This window comes from Bibersteinia trehalosi USDA-ARS-USMARC-188 (assembly GCF_000521725.1).
GTDB lineage: Bacteria > Pseudomonadota > Gammaproteobacteria > Enterobacterales > Pasteurellaceae > Bibersteinia > Bibersteinia trehalosi.
Genome location: NZ_CP006954.1, coordinates 901,035 through 917,143 on the forward strand (window position 1 = coordinate 901,035; position 16,109 = coordinate 917,143).

At 39.4% G+C, this 16,109-nt stretch carries 14 protein-coding genes; 11 read left to right on the plus strand and 3 right to left on the minus strand.

The features are described from left to right. Positions 1 to 47 precede the first annotated feature (47 nt). Together tadA and F542_RS04320 are read left to right on the plus strand one after the other, a co-directional pair. A complete protein-coding gene (gene tadA, locus F542_RS04315) occupies positions 48 to 575 on the plus strand; it encodes a tRNA adenosine(34) deaminase TadA (RefSeq protein ID WP_015432740.1) in 528 nt (175 codons plus the stop codon). Between the two features lie 95 nt (positions 576 to 670). Further along, the gene (locus tag F542_RS04320; protein WP_025266980.1) at positions 671 to 1,216 is read left to right on the plus strand and encodes a carboxymuconolactone decarboxylase family protein; all 546 of its coding nucleotides are present in this window, start codon (positions 671 to 673) and stop codon (positions 1,214 to 1,216) included. Positions 1,217 to 1,264: 48 nt separating this feature from the next. On the opposite strand, the gene odhB is transcribed toward F542_RS04320, so the two are convergent. Both odhB and sucA read right to left on the minus strand, forming a co-directional pair. Then, complete coding sequence (gene odhB / locus F542_RS04325) at positions 1,265 to 2,491, minus strand: 2-oxoglutarate dehydrogenase complex dihydrolipoyllysine-residue succinyltransferase (RefSeq protein WP_015432738.1); 1,227 nt, start codon at positions 2,489 to 2,491, stop codon at positions 1,265 to 1,267. Positions 2,492 to 2,579: 88 nt separating this feature from the next. After that, complete coding sequence (gene sucA, locus F542_RS04330) at positions 2,580 to 5,387, minus strand: 2-oxoglutarate dehydrogenase E1 component (protein WP_015432737.1); 2,808 nt, start codon at positions 5,385 to 5,387, stop codon at positions 2,580 to 2,582. Positions 5,388 to 5,745: 358 nt separating this feature from the next. Between sucA and F542_RS04335 the strand changes: the two genes are divergently transcribed. The 6 genes from F542_RS04335 (at position 5,746) to queF (ending at position 11,829) form a co-directional block, all read left to right on the plus strand. Continuing rightward, positions 5,746 to 6,978 carry an aromatic amino acid transport family protein gene (locus F542_RS04335; RefSeq protein WP_015432736.1) on the plus strand — a complete coding sequence of 411 codons (1,233 nt, stop codon included), beginning with the start codon at positions 5,746 to 5,748 and terminating at the stop codon, positions 6,976 to 6,978. Between the two features lie 121 nt (positions 6,979 to 7,099). Beyond that, a complete protein-coding gene (locus F542_RS04340; protein ID WP_015432735.1) occupies positions 7,100 to 8,479 on the plus strand; it encodes an L-serine ammonia-lyase in 1,380 nt (459 codons plus the stop codon). 117 nt (positions 8,480 to 8,596) lie between these two features. Then, on the plus strand, positions 8,597 to 9,754 hold the full coding sequence (gene hemW / locus F542_RS04345) for a radical SAM family heme chaperone HemW (RefSeq protein ID WP_015432734.1): 1,158 nt from the start codon (positions 8,597 to 8,599) through the stop codon (positions 9,752 to 9,754). Positions 9,755 to 9,884: 130 nt separating this feature from the next. Beyond that, the gene (gene bcp / locus F542_RS04350; protein WP_025266981.1) at positions 9,885 to 10,358 is read left to right on the plus strand and encodes a thioredoxin-dependent thiol peroxidase; all 474 of its coding nucleotides are present in this window, start codon (positions 9,885 to 9,887) and stop codon (positions 10,356 to 10,358) included. Beyond that, on the plus strand, positions 10,351 to 10,896 hold the full coding sequence (gene gmhB / locus F542_RS04355) for a D-glycero-beta-D-manno-heptose 1,7-bisphosphate 7-phosphatase (RefSeq protein WP_015432732.1): 546 nt from the start codon (positions 10,351 to 10,353) through the stop codon (positions 10,894 to 10,896). The genes bcp and gmhB overlap by 8 nt, the downstream gene beginning before the upstream one ends. A gap of 90 nt (positions 10,897 to 10,986) precedes the next feature. Then, the gene (gene queF / locus F542_RS04360) at positions 10,987 to 11,829 is read left to right on the plus strand and encodes an NADPH-dependent 7-cyano-7-deazaguanine reductase QueF (RefSeq protein ID WP_015432731.1); all 843 of its coding nucleotides are present in this window, start codon (positions 10,987 to 10,989) and stop codon (positions 11,827 to 11,829) included. Here queF and F542_RS04365 read toward each other — a convergent pair. After that, positions 11,804 to 12,859: a glycosyltransferase family 9 protein gene (locus tag F542_RS04365; RefSeq protein WP_015432730.1), complete on the minus strand. Its 1,056-nt coding sequence runs from the start codon at positions 12,857 to 12,859 to the stop codon at positions 11,804 to 11,806. The genes queF and F542_RS04365 overlap by 26 nt on opposite strands. Positions 12,860 to 12,927: 68 nt before the next feature. On the opposite strand from F542_RS04365, the gene F542_RS04370 reads away from it, so the two are divergent. From F542_RS04370 to F542_RS04380, 3 genes are read left to right on the plus strand one after another with little or no spacing between them, the layout of a single operon-like run. Further along, positions 12,928 to 13,971, plus strand: a complete 1,044-nt coding sequence (locus tag F542_RS04370; protein ID WP_015432729.1) for a hypothetical protein — start codon at positions 12,928 to 12,930, stop codon at positions 13,969 to 13,971. Next, entirely contained in the window at positions 13,961 to 14,992 is a 1,032-nt protein-coding gene (locus tag F542_RS04375; RefSeq protein ID WP_015432728.1) for a glycosyltransferase family 9 protein, read from the plus strand. Before F542_RS04370 ends, F542_RS04375 begins: the two co-directional genes overlap by 11 nt. Further along, positions 14,992 to 16,107: an anhydro-N-acetylmuramic acid kinase gene (locus F542_RS04380; RefSeq protein WP_015432727.1), complete on the plus strand. Its 1,116-nt coding sequence runs from the start codon at positions 14,992 to 14,994 to the stop codon at positions 16,105 to 16,107. The genes F542_RS04375 and F542_RS04380 overlap by 1 nt, the downstream gene beginning before the upstream one ends. Positions 16,108 to 16,109: the final 2 nt, after the last annotated feature.

Sequence of the window (16,109 nt, forward strand, 5' to 3'; positions counted from 1 at the left end):
TTGAGAAGATGGGCGTACTTGTGTACGCCCTTAATTTTTTGTGAAATATGTTTATTCAATCTAAGCAAACCTTTTGCAATCTCACACTTGCTGAGCAAGATCACTATTTTATGCAACAGGCTTTAAATCTTGCAGATAAAGCTGAAGAAATGGGCGAAATTCCAGTGGGTGCGGTGTTGGTGACGAAAGCAGGGGAAATTATCGGAGAAGGGTTTAATTTGACTATCTCTTCAAATGATCCGACTGCTCATGCAGAAATTCAAGCGATCCGAATGGCAGCGGCGAAAATTCAGAACTATCGCCTGATGGATTGTACGCTTTATGTGACGCTTGAGCCTTGCCCAATGTGCGCAGGCGCGATTTTGCATTCTCGCATTGGTCGATTAGTGTTTGGTGCAATGGATTACAAGACAGGCGCAGTCGGCTCTCGTTATCATCTGTTTGAAGATTATAAAATGAATCATGCGCTTGAAATTAGAGGCGGTGTTATGGCAGAGCATTGTCGAGAAAAAATCAGTGCTTTTTTTAAGAAGAGAAGAGCGGAAAAGAAACAGAAAAGGCAGCAAAGCTTATAATAAAAAGTCATATTAAAGTAAATTTTGCTATTTTCTGTAATAAGTAATTTCCTTTAGACTGCTTACAATTTCTTAATATTATTTTTGAGGTAATCATGTCTAAATTCCAAATTCACACGATTGAAAGCGCACCAGAAGCATCACAAGAGGCATTAAAAGCGGTACAGCAAGCGAATGGTTTTATTCCTAACTTAATTGGTGTGCTGGCGAATGCACCAACTGCATTAGAAACCTATCGTACTGTAGGTGGCATTAATGGTCGCAATAGCTTAACCGCAGAAGAGCGCGAAGTCGTACAAATTACAGCAGCAGTCGTCAATGGCTGTGGTTTTTGTGTGGCAGGCCATACTAAAATTTCACTAAAATTATTAAAAATGCCACAAGATATTGTTGATGCGATTCGTGCCACTGCACGCATTGAGGCGAATCCAAAATATGACACACTGGCGCGTTTTACGATGGCAATGATGCTTCAAAAAGCAAAATTAACCCCAGCGCAATTACAGGAATTTTTTGATGCGGGTTATAACCAACAAAATGCGTTAGATGTGATTTTAGGTGTCAGCTTGGCAACCCTATGTAACTATGCAAATAACATTGCAGAGACCCCAATCAACCCAGAATTGCAAGATTTTGCATAAAAAAGTAAAAAATAACCCGCTTGTATAGCGGGTTATCCGTTTTTAAGATTAGATTTCAAGCAATAGGCGGGTAGGATCTTCTAATAAATCGCGTACTGCAACTAAGAAGCCAACAGACTCTCGCCCATCAATTAAACGGTGATCATAACTGAGAGCCAGATACATCATTGGGCGAATGACCACTTCACCGTTTACCGCTACAGGACGATCTTTGATGGCGTGCATACCTAGAATTGCACTTTGTGGTGGATTAATGATAGGCGTGGACATTAATGAACCAAATACACCACCATTGGTAATGGTAAAGTTACCACCTGTTAGATCTTCAACGGTTAATTTGCCATCACGACCTTTTTCTGCGAGTTCTTTGATTTTTTTCTCAATTTCCGCCATAGATAGTTTGTCACAATCACGTAATACCGGTGTAACTAAACCACGAGGCGTGGAGACGGCAATACTGACATCAAAGTAGTTATGGTAAACCACATCATCACCATCAATAGAAGCATTTACTTCTGGGTAGCGTTTTAGCGCTTCTACAACGGCTTTAATATAGAATGACATAAAGCCTAAACGCACGCCATGCTGTTTCTCAAATTTTTCACCGTATTGTTTGCGCAAATCCATAATCGGTTTCATATCTACTTCGTTGAATGTGGTGAGCATTGCGGTAGTATTCTTCGCTTCCAGCAAGCGTTCTGCAATGCGTTTACGCAGACGAGTCATTGGTACGCGTTTTTCGCTACGTGCTGAGTAGGCAACGGTGCTGACAGTATTATTTGCATTTTCTGCTGCATTTTGTACCGCTTGTGATTGACGTTTAGCAACAGCTGCTTCGATATCTTCGCGGGTAATTCTGCCTCCTACGCCTGTACCGTGGATATCTTCAGCTTTGAGATCGTGTTCTGCTAATAAGCGGCGAATAGCAGGACCTTGTGCATCTGCGTCGTTATGTGAATGTTCAATTGCTGCTTCTTTACGATCGGCTGGTGTTGGCTCATTCTGGGCAATAGTGGCAGTAGAAATGTCACCAGCTTGAATAGCTGAAAGTTTACCTAGTAGCTGTTTGCTTACCACTGTAGCACCGGTTGCTTCCATAATTTCGGTTAAGATGCCATCTTGGGTTGCGGGCACTTCAAGTACCACTTTATCGGTTTCAATTTCAACGAGGACTTCATCACGCTTTACCACATCGCCTACATTTTTATGCCAAGTGGCAACAGTTGCATCGGCAACAGATTCGGGAAGGTCTGGAGTAATAATTTCGATAGTCATAAGTCTTTTCCTTTTATTTTTATTCGCGCGTATAACAATGATGTTACGGCAATATTGTGTTTACTGCAGGCGTTGCTTGCCCGCGAACTTAAAATGTTAAAGCATCATTGACGAGAGCTTTTTGTTGTTGAGTATGTAGCGACATATAGCCTACCGCAGGCGATGCGGAGGCTTCACGTCCTGCATAGCGTAATTTTGCTGTTTCAGGCAGAGATGCCTCAAAATTGTGTTTACTTGAGTACCAAGCACCTTGATTAAGCGGTTCTTCTTGACACCAAACAAAATCAGTCACATGAGCATAATCTGCTAGTACACGCTGCACATCTTCGTGCGGGTAAGGGTAGAGCTGTTCAATGCGGATAATGGCTATATCATGTTGATTATTCGCACGGCGTTGTTCAAGTAAGTCGTAATAGACTTTGCCTGAACACATCACTACACGTTTTACTTGTTTAGGATCAAGCGCATCAACTTCTCCAATCACGGTTTTAAATTCACCATTAATTAGTTCATCAAGCGATGAGACTGCAAGTGGATGGCGAAGTAGTGATTTCGGCGAAATCGCAATTAATGGGCGACGCATTTTACGTAATGCTTGGCGACGTAACATGTGATATACCTGTGCCGGGGTTGAAGGAATACAGACTTGCATATTTTGCTGGGCACAAAGCTGTAAATAGCGTTCTAAGCGTGCAGATGAGTGCTCAGGGCCTTGTCCTTCATAGCCATGAGGTAATAACATCACTAAACCACACATTCTGCCCCATTTCTGTTCACCAGAGCTGATAAATTGGTCGATCACAATTTGTGCCCCATTAGCAAAATCACCAAATTGTGCTTCCCAGATGGTTAGCGTTTTCGGATTAGTGGTGGCATAGCCATATTCAAAGGCAAGCACGGCTTCTTCTGAAAGTACAGAGTCCCATACCTCAAATCTACCTTGATTTGCGTGTAGCTGGGTTAATGGCACATAGCCTGTGCCGTCATTTTGGTTATGTACAACAGCATGACGGTGGAAGAATGTACCGCGCCCTGCATCTTCGCCAGATAAGCGAACGTGCGTGCCTTCATCTAATAATGTGGCATATGCCATAGTTTCAGCCATTCCCCAGTCGAATAATTTTTCTTCTTGAGCCATGGCTTTACGGTCTCTGTAGATTTTTTCAACACGTGGGTGTGGGCGTACACTTTCTGGATAATCGCAAACACGTTTAGCTAAGGTTAAAAAACGCTCTTTCGGGAAGGTGTTTTCATAACCTTCTGTCCAATCGTAATTCAGATATTGTAACCAGTCCATTTTGGCAGTATCCATTTCACGCCATTCTTCAACTACACGCTCACCATTATCTAATGCATCTCGATAAGCATTGAGCATCTCAATTTCTTGCTCGGCAGTGATAATGCCTTCTGCAATTAAGCGATCGGCATATACTTTACGAGGGGTAGGGTGTTTTTTGATAATGCTATACATCATCGGCTGAGTGGCTAATGGCTCATCCGCTTCATTATGTCCATGGCGGCGATAAGAAATTAAATCAATAAAAATATCTCGTTTGAATTTTGCACGATATTCTACTGCCATTCTAGCGGCAAAAGCCACGGCTTCTGGGTCATCGCCATTAACGTGAATAATCGGCGCTTGAATCATTTTGGCAATATCGGTGCAGTATTCTGTTGAACGGGTATCATTAGGGTTAGAGGTGGTAAAGCCAATTTGGTTATTGATCACAATACGGATGGTACCACCGACAGTATAGCCGCGAGCATTTGACATATTTAAGGTTTCTTGCACTACCCCTTGACCAGCAACTGCTGAATCACCGTGTACTGTTACGGCTAATACTTTTTCTCGTGCTGTATCGTTAAGGCGGGTTTGTCTTGCTCGAACCGAACCAATGACAACAGGGCTTACAATTTCTAAATGAGAAGGGTTAAATGCAAGTGCTAAGTGAATAGCACGATCATCGACTGCAAAGTCAGCAGAAGCACCTTGGTGATATTTCACATCGCCTGTACGGTGATCATCTGCATGCTTGCCTGCAAATTCATCAAAGAGGCTAGATGGTTTTTTGCCTAGCACATTAACCAGCATATTTAAACGTCCGCGGTGAGCCATTCCCATCACGACATCGGTCATGCCTTGACGACTCGCATGGCGGATGATCTCTTTCATCATTGGAATGAATGCATCAGAGCCCTCTAATGAGAAACGTTTTGCACCAGGGAATTTTGCTCCCAGATAACGCTCTAGACCATCAGCGGCTGTCAATTCTTTTAAGAGATTAATTCTCTCTTCTTTGCTGAATAAAGGTTTATTGAGAACGCTTTCAAGTTTAGATTGGAGCCACATTTTCTGCTCCATATCTTGTACGTGCATAAATTCTAAACCAATGCTCCCGCAATAAGTTTCTTTTAAATTTTTTGCAAGCTCGCCCAGCGTAATAGTGTCTTTGTTATAAACGTAACGCCCAATATTAAAGGTTTCATTTAAATCCTGTTCGTTAAACCCGTGATGGCGATAGTCTAATTCAGGCACGCTAGACGTTTTCCAGCGATAATAATTGAGTGGGTCGAGGTTAGCTTCTAAGTGACCACGGAAACGGTAGGCATTAATAAATTGGAGAACTTTGACTAATTTCGCACTGGCTTCAGGGTCGATAACAGTAATCGCATCATTACGTTGCTCCCGTGCTAAACGGCGGAAGTAATCACGTACACCAGAGTGAGCTTGTTCAACCTCTGCAACTATGGGTAATTGTGCAAAAATTTTTTGCCAGCTTTCATCTACGCTGTTTGGATCTGCAAGATATTGTTCGTAAATATCTTCAACATAGGACTGATTGCTGCCTCCTAATGCAGTGGAGGCAAGTAATTCATCAAAGTTTTTGTACTGCATACAGACAACCTTAATCGTAAGAAAAGAATACATACAGAGTAACTCTGTACAGTCCGCTATATTATGCCTGAAATAAAACAAGAAAACTGTGAACTAGCTCTTGTTTTTACAAAATTTTAACAAAAAAGGCTTTGTTTTTAAGCAAGCGGTTGCGTATTTGAAATAGCAAGCTTTTTTATATGAAATATAGTGTTTAGCGAAAAATATAGAAAATATCGCCAACTTTGAATAAGTTGTTCTGTTTATCGCCAAGTAAATAGATAAATATTTGTCTAAATCAAACTTTTACCTAATTAATATTGTTTTAAGAAAATAGATTTCTAGAATATCGCCGATTTTACTTTCAAGGAGATATTCTATGAATGCGTCAGCAAAACGCTTTTCACTCACGTGGATGATTAATCTATTTGGTACCGCTGTTGGTGCAGGTGTGTTATTTTTGCCGATTAATGCAGGGCAAGGTGGTTTCTACCCGCTGATTATTATGGCATTGCTAGTTGGGCCTATGACCTATTTAGCACACTTAGGTTTGGCTCGTTTTGTTTTATCGTCTAAAAATGCTGGTAGCGATATTACTAACGTAGCACGAGAACATTTCGGTGGCGAAGCTGGTAAGTTAATTACTCTGCTCTATTTCTTCGCTATTTTCCCTATTCTGCTTGCCTATGGTGTTGGGATTACAAATGTAATCAGCTCATTTATGGTTAATCAGCTAGGCATGGCAGAACCATCTCGTTTCTTACTTTCAGGTCTTGCTGTTTTTGTGTTAGTCGGCGTTATGTTGCTAAATGAAAAATTGGTATTACGTATCACTGAATTATTAATTTACCCTCTCGTGGCAATTTTATTCGGGTTATCGTTATACCTTATTCCTCAATGGAACACAGCTATGCTTTCTGCAGATTTACCAAGTGCAGGAGATTTTTTCAAAACACTTTGGATCACCATTCCGGTATTAGTGTTTGCTTTTAACCATTCACCAGCTATTTCTAGCAGTGCGTTATCTCACTCGAAATTTTGTGATAACGATCCTGAAGCAACGGATAAACTTATGGTGCGTTCTTTACGTGGCACGGCAGGAATTTTAGTCGGTTTTGTTATGTTCTTTGTGTTTAGTTGCGTGCTGACATTAAGCCCAGAAGAATTACTGGCCGCGAAACAGCAAAATATCCCAATTTTATCGTTTTTGGCTAATAAATTTGATAATCCAATTATCTCTTATTTCGGGCCGGCAGTTGCTTTCTTTGCGATTACCAGTTCATTCTTTGGGCATTATTTAGGTGCACGGGAAGGTATGGAAGGCTTTGTTAACCAAATGCGTGAAACGCCAATTGAGCCAAGTAAATTCCGTTTAATTACCGCAGGGCTGTTTTTTGTCACTATCTGGCTGGTTGCTTATCTCAATCCTAGTATCTTAGGCTTTATTGAAAGTTTAGGTGGCCCGATTATTGCAATGATCTTATTCTTAATGCCGATGTATGCTATTCATACAGTGCCTGCACTGGCTCGTTTTAAAGGCAGATTTTCAAATGTCTTTGTTGTGGTAATGGGGTTAATTGCTATTTCTGCGATTGTGATTGACCTCTTCTAATTGCAGTTTGATAAGGCTATAATAGCTACGTTTTTATTATTGTTGTGTGTAAGCGGTCAATTTGAGCGAATTTTTTGCAAACTCAGATTGACCGCGTTTTCATTTTTTGGGGTAAATTTCAATGATTAGTGTATTTGATATGTTTAAGGTGGGCATTGGGCCATCTAGCTCACATACTGTCGGACCGATGAAAGCAGCAAAAAACTTTGTTGATGATTTAATCGCTGGCAATTTTTTAGCAAAAACCGACCGCTTGCGGGTAGATGTGTATGGTTCACTGTCGCTCACTGGGCGTGGGCATAGCACGGATATTGCGATTATCATGGGGTTAATGGGGTATTTGCCAGATAATGTTGATATTGAGATGATTGAACCGACTATCAACAAACTGAAAGCCGAGAAAAAATTACTGCTTGCTGAATCAGAGCCACATCATTGCAAAGAAATTAGCTTTGATTTCTATCAAGATATGCCTTTTCACTCAGAATTCCTGCCGCGACATGAAAACGCAGTAACTTTTCGAGCTTTTAATGGTGAAGAAAATTTGTTTGAAAAAACCTTTTACTCTATCGGTGGTGGTTTTATTGTTGATGAAGCCCATTTTGGATTGGAAGAAAAAGATGAAATTAGCGTACCGTTTCCATATAAAAATGCAGAAACGCTCTTAAAACATTGTGCCGATAATGGCTTACATCTTTCTACGCTGGTATGGCGCAATGAGTTAGCGTTACGTTCTAAACAGGAAATTAGTGACTACTTAGCTAAAATTTGGCAGGCAATGGACGCTTGTATTGAACGGGGCTTGCACACAGAAGGCTTATTACCAGGGCCATTGAAAGTTGTGCGTCGTGCTGCGGCATTGCGTCGAACATTGGAAGCAAACAATAAACTGACCAATGACCCAATGCAAATTATTGATTGGGTAAATATGTATGCCTTAGCCGTAAATGAAGAGAATGCCGCTGGCGGAAGAGTAGTCACCGCGCCAACTAATGGAGCCTGTGGTATTGTACCAGCCGTACTCGCGTATTATCGCCAGTTTATTGGAGAATTAAATCAAGAAACCATTGAACGTTATCTGCTTACTTGTAGCGTGATTGGAACACTGTATAAAATGAATGCGTCTATTTCTGGTGCAGAAGTTGGCTGCCAAGGTGAGGTGGGTGTTGCATGTTCTATGGCTGCGGCAGGGTTAACTGAAATTATGGGTGGTAGTCCAACCCAAGTTTGTATTGCGGCAGAAATTGCAATGGAACACAATTTAGGGCTAACCTGTGACCCAGTAGGCGGACAAGTGCAAGTACCTTGTATTGAACGGAATGCCATTGCATCGGTTAAGGCAATTAATGCTTGTCGAATGGCATTACGTCTAACCTCGCAGCCTCGGGTTACCTTAGATAAGGTTATTGAGACTATGTATGAAACAGGCAAAGATATGAATGCAAAATATCGTGAAACTTCGACGGGAGGATTAGCGATAAAAATAGTACCGTGTGATTAGTCGGTTACTTTTTTGAGCCAACAGTGTATGTTTTCTTTCCCTGATTTTGCCTCATTATTCGGTAAAAATCAGGGAAAGGGGCAATAAATATTTTTCAGATGAAATAAGCAAACCCCTATGAAGTTTTCTCTTCCTCCCCTAAGCCTTTATATTCACATTCCTTGGTGTGTACAGAAATGCCCTTACTGTGATTTCAATTCTCACGCACAAAAAGGCATTATTCCTGAACGCGATTACATTCAACATCTTTTAATAGATTTAGAACAGGATCTTGCACGCCATAAGCAGGCAATTCAGGGGAGAAGTATCCATTCCGTGTTTATTGGCGGAGGAACACCCAGTCTATTTTCGGCAGAAAGTATCGCCTATTTGTTAGCCGAAGTGCAAAAGCGTATTGCTTTTGAAGCGAATGCAGAGATCACGTTAGAAGCAAATCCTGGTACAGCGGAAGCGGAAAAGTTTACAGGTTATGCAGAGGGAGGTGTGAATCGCATTTCAATGGGCATTCAGAGTTTTGAGCCTGAAAAGTTACTGAAGCTAGGACGTATTCACGATAGCATAGAAGCAAAACAAGCGGTCAAATTTGCGCAAAATGCTGCAAAATTTGGCTTGAACAGCTTTAATATCGACCTGATGCATGGTTTACCCAATCAATCGGTTCAGCAGGCGTTGAGTGATTTAGCACAGGGAATTGCGCTTAACCCACCACATTTATCATGGTACCAATTGACGATTGAGCCGAATACGATGTTCTACTATCGCCAGCCGACATTGCCTGATGACGATGAGCTGTGGGATATTTTTGAGCAAGGGCATCAACTTCTTACAAATGCTGGCTATGAGCAGTATGAAACCTCTGCTTACGCCAAAAAAGGTTATCAATGTCAGCATAATCTGAACTATTGGCGGTTTGGGGACTATCTAGCCATTGGTTGCGGGGCGCACGGCAAAATATCCTATCCAAGCGGAGAAATTTATCGTTTTTCTAAAACGAAACATCCAAAAGGCTATATGCGTGGAGAATATCTGTATGAACAGCATGAAATAATCCTAGAGGATCGCCCGTTTGAGTTTTTTATGAACCGTTTTCGCTTATTAGAAGCAACCCCAAAAGCCGAATTTGAAGCCTATACGGGATTAAATCGTGAAGTTGTTCGTGCGATCATGGATACTGCGCTGGGGAAAAATTTTATAACAGAAACCACTGATGCCTGGCAAATTACACAACACGGCAAATTATTTTTGAATGAGTTGTTGGAAAGCTTTTTAGTATGAGCAGCCTTAGAAACATTTGCTCATGTTATTGAAAGTTCAACGGTCTAGCGCATTTTTGCAAAATTTTCCTGAAATTCAACCGCTTGCTGTGTATAATCGCAAGCGGTTTTTTTTGATGGAAATTCTGCAAATGAATACACTGAAAGCAGGCGTTCGTGCGCCGGAGTTTAGGCTGCAAAATCAGGCTGATGAGCCTGTTTCCCTTTCGCAATTTTTAGGCAAAAAAGTGCTGGTTTATTTTTATCCGAAAGCATTAACACCGGGGTGCACCACACAAGCATGCGGTTTGCGCGATAGTAAAAGTGAGCTTGATGAATTAAATGTGATTGTACTTGGCATTAGCCCAGATTTACCGAAAAAATTGGCTCAATTTGCAGAGAAAAAAGCACTTAATTTTACCTTGCTTTCCGATCCTGAGCACCAAGTTGCTGAAAGCTTTGGCGTATGGGGGGAGAAAAAATTTATGGGACGCACTTATGATGGTATTCATCGTATTAGCTTTTTAGTTGATGAAAATGGTGTAATTGAACAAGTCTTTGATAAATTTAAAACAGGTGAACATCATCAAATGATCGTGGACTATATACGAGGCAAAAATGGGTAAAAAAGCGATTTTTTTAGACCGAGATGGCACAATTAATGTTGATCACGGTTATGTGCATCAAATTGATGATTTTCAATTTATTGAAGGGGTAGGAAAGGCGTTAAAGCAGCTGCAAGATCAAGGTTGGCTCTTGGTGTTGGTCACTAATCAATCGGGAATTGCACGAGGTTATTTTAGTGAAGATCAGTTTTTGCAATTAACCGAATGGTTTGATTGGTCGCTTGATGAAGATTATGGTGTGGTGTTTGATGGCATTTATTACTGCCCTCATCACCCAGAAGGCAAAGGTGAATATCGGCAAGATTGCGATTGTCGCAAACCAAAAGCAGGTATGTTTACCCAAGCGATTAACGATTTAGGCATTGATCCACAACAGTCGGTGATGGTTGGCGACAAGTTAGAAGATATGCAAGCGGCGTTTAATGCTGGAGTGAAAACGAAAATTTTAGTTCGTACGGGGAAACCGGTTAGCCCAGAAGCAGAACAAGCCGCTGATCTCGTGATTGAGAGTCTAGCAGAGTTGCCAAAACATTTATAATTGTGGCGGCAGACCGATGTGTCTGCCGAAATGTCTTAATAAATTTAACGGGCGAACGCATCGGTTCGCTCCTACATTGTTTAATTGAAAATGAATTACAACGACAAATCTCTTTCCGCCTTAAAATTAGGGCAAAAAACAGAATATAAAAATCAATATGATGCAACTTTATTGCAACCTGTACCACGCCGCTTGAATCGTGATGGATTAGGCATTACCGAGCAGCAACCTTTCACGCAAGGGGCGGATATTTGGACGGCTTATGAACTCTCTTGGTTAAATCATAAAGGTGTACCACAAGTTGCGATTGCGGATATTTGGCTAGATTGTCAGAGTGAAAACTTAATTGAATCAAAAAGTTTTAAACTTTATTTGAATAGCTTTAATCAAACTAAATTTTCTGATTGGGACAGTGTACAACGCACAATTCAATCAGATCTATCTGCTTGTGCAAGCGGTCAGGTTTTAGTAAAAATTCGCAAACTAAGCGAGTTTAGCGCGCAACCGATTAGCGATTTTCAAGGTGAATTGCTTGATGAGTTGGATATTGAAATTGACAGTTATGCATTTTCTAACTGCTATTTAGAGAATGTGAGTGAAGGTGAACGAGTAGAAGAAACATTGGTGAGTCATTTGCTCAAATCGAACTGTCTGATTACCTCTCAACCCGATTGGGGTAGTGTACAAATTCACTATGTAGGCAAAAAGCTCAATAGAGAAAAAGTCTTACGTTACTTAATTTCATTCCGTGAACACAATGAATTCCACGAACAGTGTGTAGAACGCATTTTTTGTGATTTAATGCAGTTTGGTGAAATTGAAAAATTAACGGTTTATGCACGTTACACAAGACGAGGCGGATTAGACATTAATCCATTCCGCTCTAATTTTGAAAACGTTCCTCAATTTAATTATCGCATGGCTCGGCAGTAAGCTGTTTGGCAATTTGCATGTTTAACCATTCGGCACAAGCCGATATTTCAAAATTAGCCGTTGCATTATTATCCATATTAGGTATTTGGCGGCTAATAGCAATAAAAGTATCGGCATAATTTATTGGTTGCCAGCGTTGAATATTATGTGGGCAGTTGGCATAGAACGCGAGTAATGGCTTGCTATATGCACAAGCAATATGCACACTTGCGCTATCTACACTTATAATGATATCGGCAGAATGAGCCAGCGCAAAATATTCTAAAATAGTCGTTTTAGGGGATAACGCAATGATATCGGTCAACCCTAGTTGCTGGGCGTAATCTTGATAAGTTGGTGTTGCCGAAAGTACAAAAGAAACTTGTTCTTTTGCGATAACAGCCTGAATTAGTGCTCGGAGTTCTTGGGGGGGAAGCTGTCTGCCGCTGCCTTGCGGAGCAAGTAGAACCCGAATTTTTCCAGTCTGCCAACATTGTTGTAATGTGTTAGAAAGTTGTTGTGGTGTTAAGCTATAATGGATAGGCGCTGGAGATAGATATTTTCCCAATATAGAATGATATAGATATTGGCTAATATGTACATTTTTTAGGTTTGGTGTCGTAAAATCATAATTTTTAGTTTTATCTAAATTATAATATTTTTTCTTATTTTTCCCAAAATTAATCACAAATTTAGGAGAAAGAATAGAATCAAGGAAAATCGCGCGACTCGTATAAGTTGGCTGAAAATCAAGATAGAGATCCCATTTTTTTCTTTGTTGGAAATAGTTTTTAGCTGAATCCAGCATTAAAAAATCAATAAAATCTTCAGCAGCATATACGGAATAACAGCGTTCTGTAACGATAATGCCTAATTTGATATGTGGATAGTTCGTCTTTAACTGTTTTAAATGGGTAATATGCAAAATAGCATCTCCCAGAGCATAACCAATAGGCTTAAGTAATATAGAATTGATTTGCTTTAAATGAAAACTGGTTTCGGTGTAACGTGGTCTTTTCGTGCCAAACAGGTAGTTAATCAGTTGTTTCATGATGCTCAAAAAATAGTATTGTTTAGAAAATTATAGCACTATTTTATGAAAATTAATAAGGAGAAATTGTGAGCAAAAAAACAATATTATTGTGTATTTCAACCAATTTAGGGATTTCTAGGCTTTTAGAAAGAAATCTTATTGCTTGTGGTTTCAATGTTATTTTACTTTGCCCCTATAATGAAAAAGGAGAAGGATTTAAATATCCTACATTATGGGATCGAATCAAAGTTAATTTTCGTAAAAATATCTTAAAAGAGAAAGAAGCTAAGCGGAAGTTTGAGTGCGAGGTCTATTTCCGTAATTTGCAGGGAAAGATTAATCAGAAAATAGATTATTCTCTTTTTTTTCTTATGCAGGGGTTTTCTCCAGAAATAATTCTTAAAATTAAGGAAATAACAAAGGATAACGGTATGATAAATTATCAATGGGACGGTTTGGCTCGTTATCCTAAAGCAATGGAAAACTTAAAATATTTTGACCGCTGTTATGTATTTGATTCTAATGATCTTAAATATAATGAGTTGTTTTATAACCTCTATCCAACAACGAATTTTTATTTTGATTATGAAGATGAAATACAAATACAAGATAATGGTAAATTATATTTTATTGGTGGACATAATACTTCTCGGCAAAATGAAATAGTCAATTTTGCTCTATATGCTCAAGAACATAAAATTAATCTAGATATTCAAATAGTTTGTCAGGATATACATAAATGCCGTGATATTTATCCAAGCAATGTCACTTTGTTGCCGTTATCTGAAATTAAGCCTTTTCCAGAAAATATAGCATTAGCAAAACAATGTCATTGCATTTTAGATTTTGTGATTGCACAACATTCAGGCTGCTCTTTTCGGGTGTTTGAAGCATTAGGTTACGGCAAGAAATTAATTACAATGAATAAAAATGTTAAATATTATGACTTTTATCACCCAAATAATATGTTTGTTTTAGACAATAACTTTGATGAACTAGAAGCATTTTTAACAAAACCTTATGTAGAACTTGATCCTAGTATAAAGAAAAAATACAGTTTTTCTAATTGGATTAATTATGTATTAAATATTGAACCTTATCAGCCAATTTTATTACCAAATGAAAATTAAACAAATACTCCAAAAAATTCGTCTTGCTCTCGGCAAAATGCTGCTAGATAAGCAAACACAGAATGTAAATGGGCAGATTATACCTAAAAAAATACTGTTTTTGCGTAAAGATGGCAAAATTGGTGATTTTGTGGTTAGCTCTTTTGTATATCGAGAGATTAAACGATTTAATCCTCATATCGAAATTGGGGTAGTATGTACGCCTAAAAACCAAATGTTGTTTATGGACAACCCCTATATTGATAATATCCATCTATTACCTTCTAGAGGGTTTAAAGATCATTGGTTATTAAGTAGAGAATTAATGAATTTTCACTACGACACAGTTATAGATCCTACGGTTTTATTGCGTAATCGAGATCTCTTTTTATTACGTTGTATTAATGCCAAATATTATATTGGCTATAAGAAAGAGAATTATCAGTTGTTTAATTTAAATATTACAGATAATTTACATTTCTCAGAAATTTATCATAAAGCATTAAATTTATGTGGTATTAATAATGTTAATGTAATGTATGAACTACCTTTTAATCCTGAGCGTGCAGAGAAAGTACAGAGATATATCTTAGAGAAAAAACTAGAGAATTATATTGCAATTAACTTTTTTGGTGCAGCAAATTCACGTAAATTTTCGTTAGAAAATATACGCCGTTTTATTACAGAGTTTCGAGTAAAACAGCCCCAAAAACAGTTGGTATTATTAACTTATCCAGAAATAACCCCAATGCTGCAACCATTACTATCAGATAGTTATGGTATTTTTATGTATGAAGATACCCAAACAATATTTGATACGGTTGAATTAATTAAATATGCAGATTGGGTTATTTCACCAGATACAGCAATTGTACATATTGCTTCTGGGCTTAATAAAAAACTGGTTGCCTTTTATCAAAAAAATGATGAGAACTGGTATAACTGGCAACCGACAACACAGGCAGAATGTCACGTCCTCTTTTTTGAGAAAAATATTAATGAAATCCAAGCTAATCAGCTAGATTTTGAATGGTTTAACTAATGGAAAAACATTATTACATTGGGATTATGTCTGGCACAAGTTTAGATGGGGTTGATCTCGCACTAATGGATTTTGCAAAAAATCCCCCTAAATTAACCGCTTGTGATTTTGTGCCTATGCCAGAAGCCTTACGCCAAGCTATTTCCACTTTGGTTAAAAATGGTGAAACCAGTTTGCAACAGTTGGGGGAGCTAGATCACCGATTAGGGCACTTATACGCAGATTGCGTAAATCAATTTCTAGCTAAACATCATTTGCAAGCTGAGCAGATTATGGCGATTGGTTGCCATGGTCAGACGGTTTGGCATTCACCAGTAGGGAAATATCCGTTTACTACCCAAATTGGTGATATGCATGTGTTGGCAGCGCAAACTCGCATTGATGTTGTGGGCGATTTCCGGCGGAAAGATATGGCATATGGCGGGCAAGGGGCGCCATTAGTGCCGGCATTTCATCAAGCTTTATTTGCTCAGCCAAATAAGATTATTGGGGTGCTGAATATCGGTGGAATTAGTAATATTTCACAACTTGTGCCGGATTCTCCGACTATTGGCTATGATATTGGCGCAGGCAATACATTGATGGACGTTTGGATCGAGCAGCATCAGGGCATGCGTTATGATAAAGATGGTGCTTGGGCGAAGAGTGGTAAAGTAGATAAAGCGTTACTTGCTGATTTGCTTGATGAGGCTTTTTTCCAACAGCCTCCACCGAAAAGCACTGGGCGAGAGCTATTTAATTTAGACTGGCTTGCAAAAAAATTATCAAAACATACCGCTTGTCAGCCTTGTGATGTGCAAGCAACGCTTGCTGAGTTCACAGCCCAGAGCATTGCCGATTCGCTTGCTCAAATTGATAATTCGCAAGGATTAGATTGTGAGTTGTTAGTTTGTGGGGGCGGTGCAAGAAATGGCTTTTTAATGGAGCGTCTCACCGCCCTTTGTGATGGCTGGCGCGTAACGACTACTAACGAATATGGGCTAGATATTGATTTTGTTGAAGCGGCCGCCTTTGCATGGCTAGCCTATCAGCGGATACACAATTTAGCCTCGAATTTACCGAGTGTGACTGGTGCAAAACAAGCGGTCAGTTTAGGGGTAATTTATACAAAATAAGA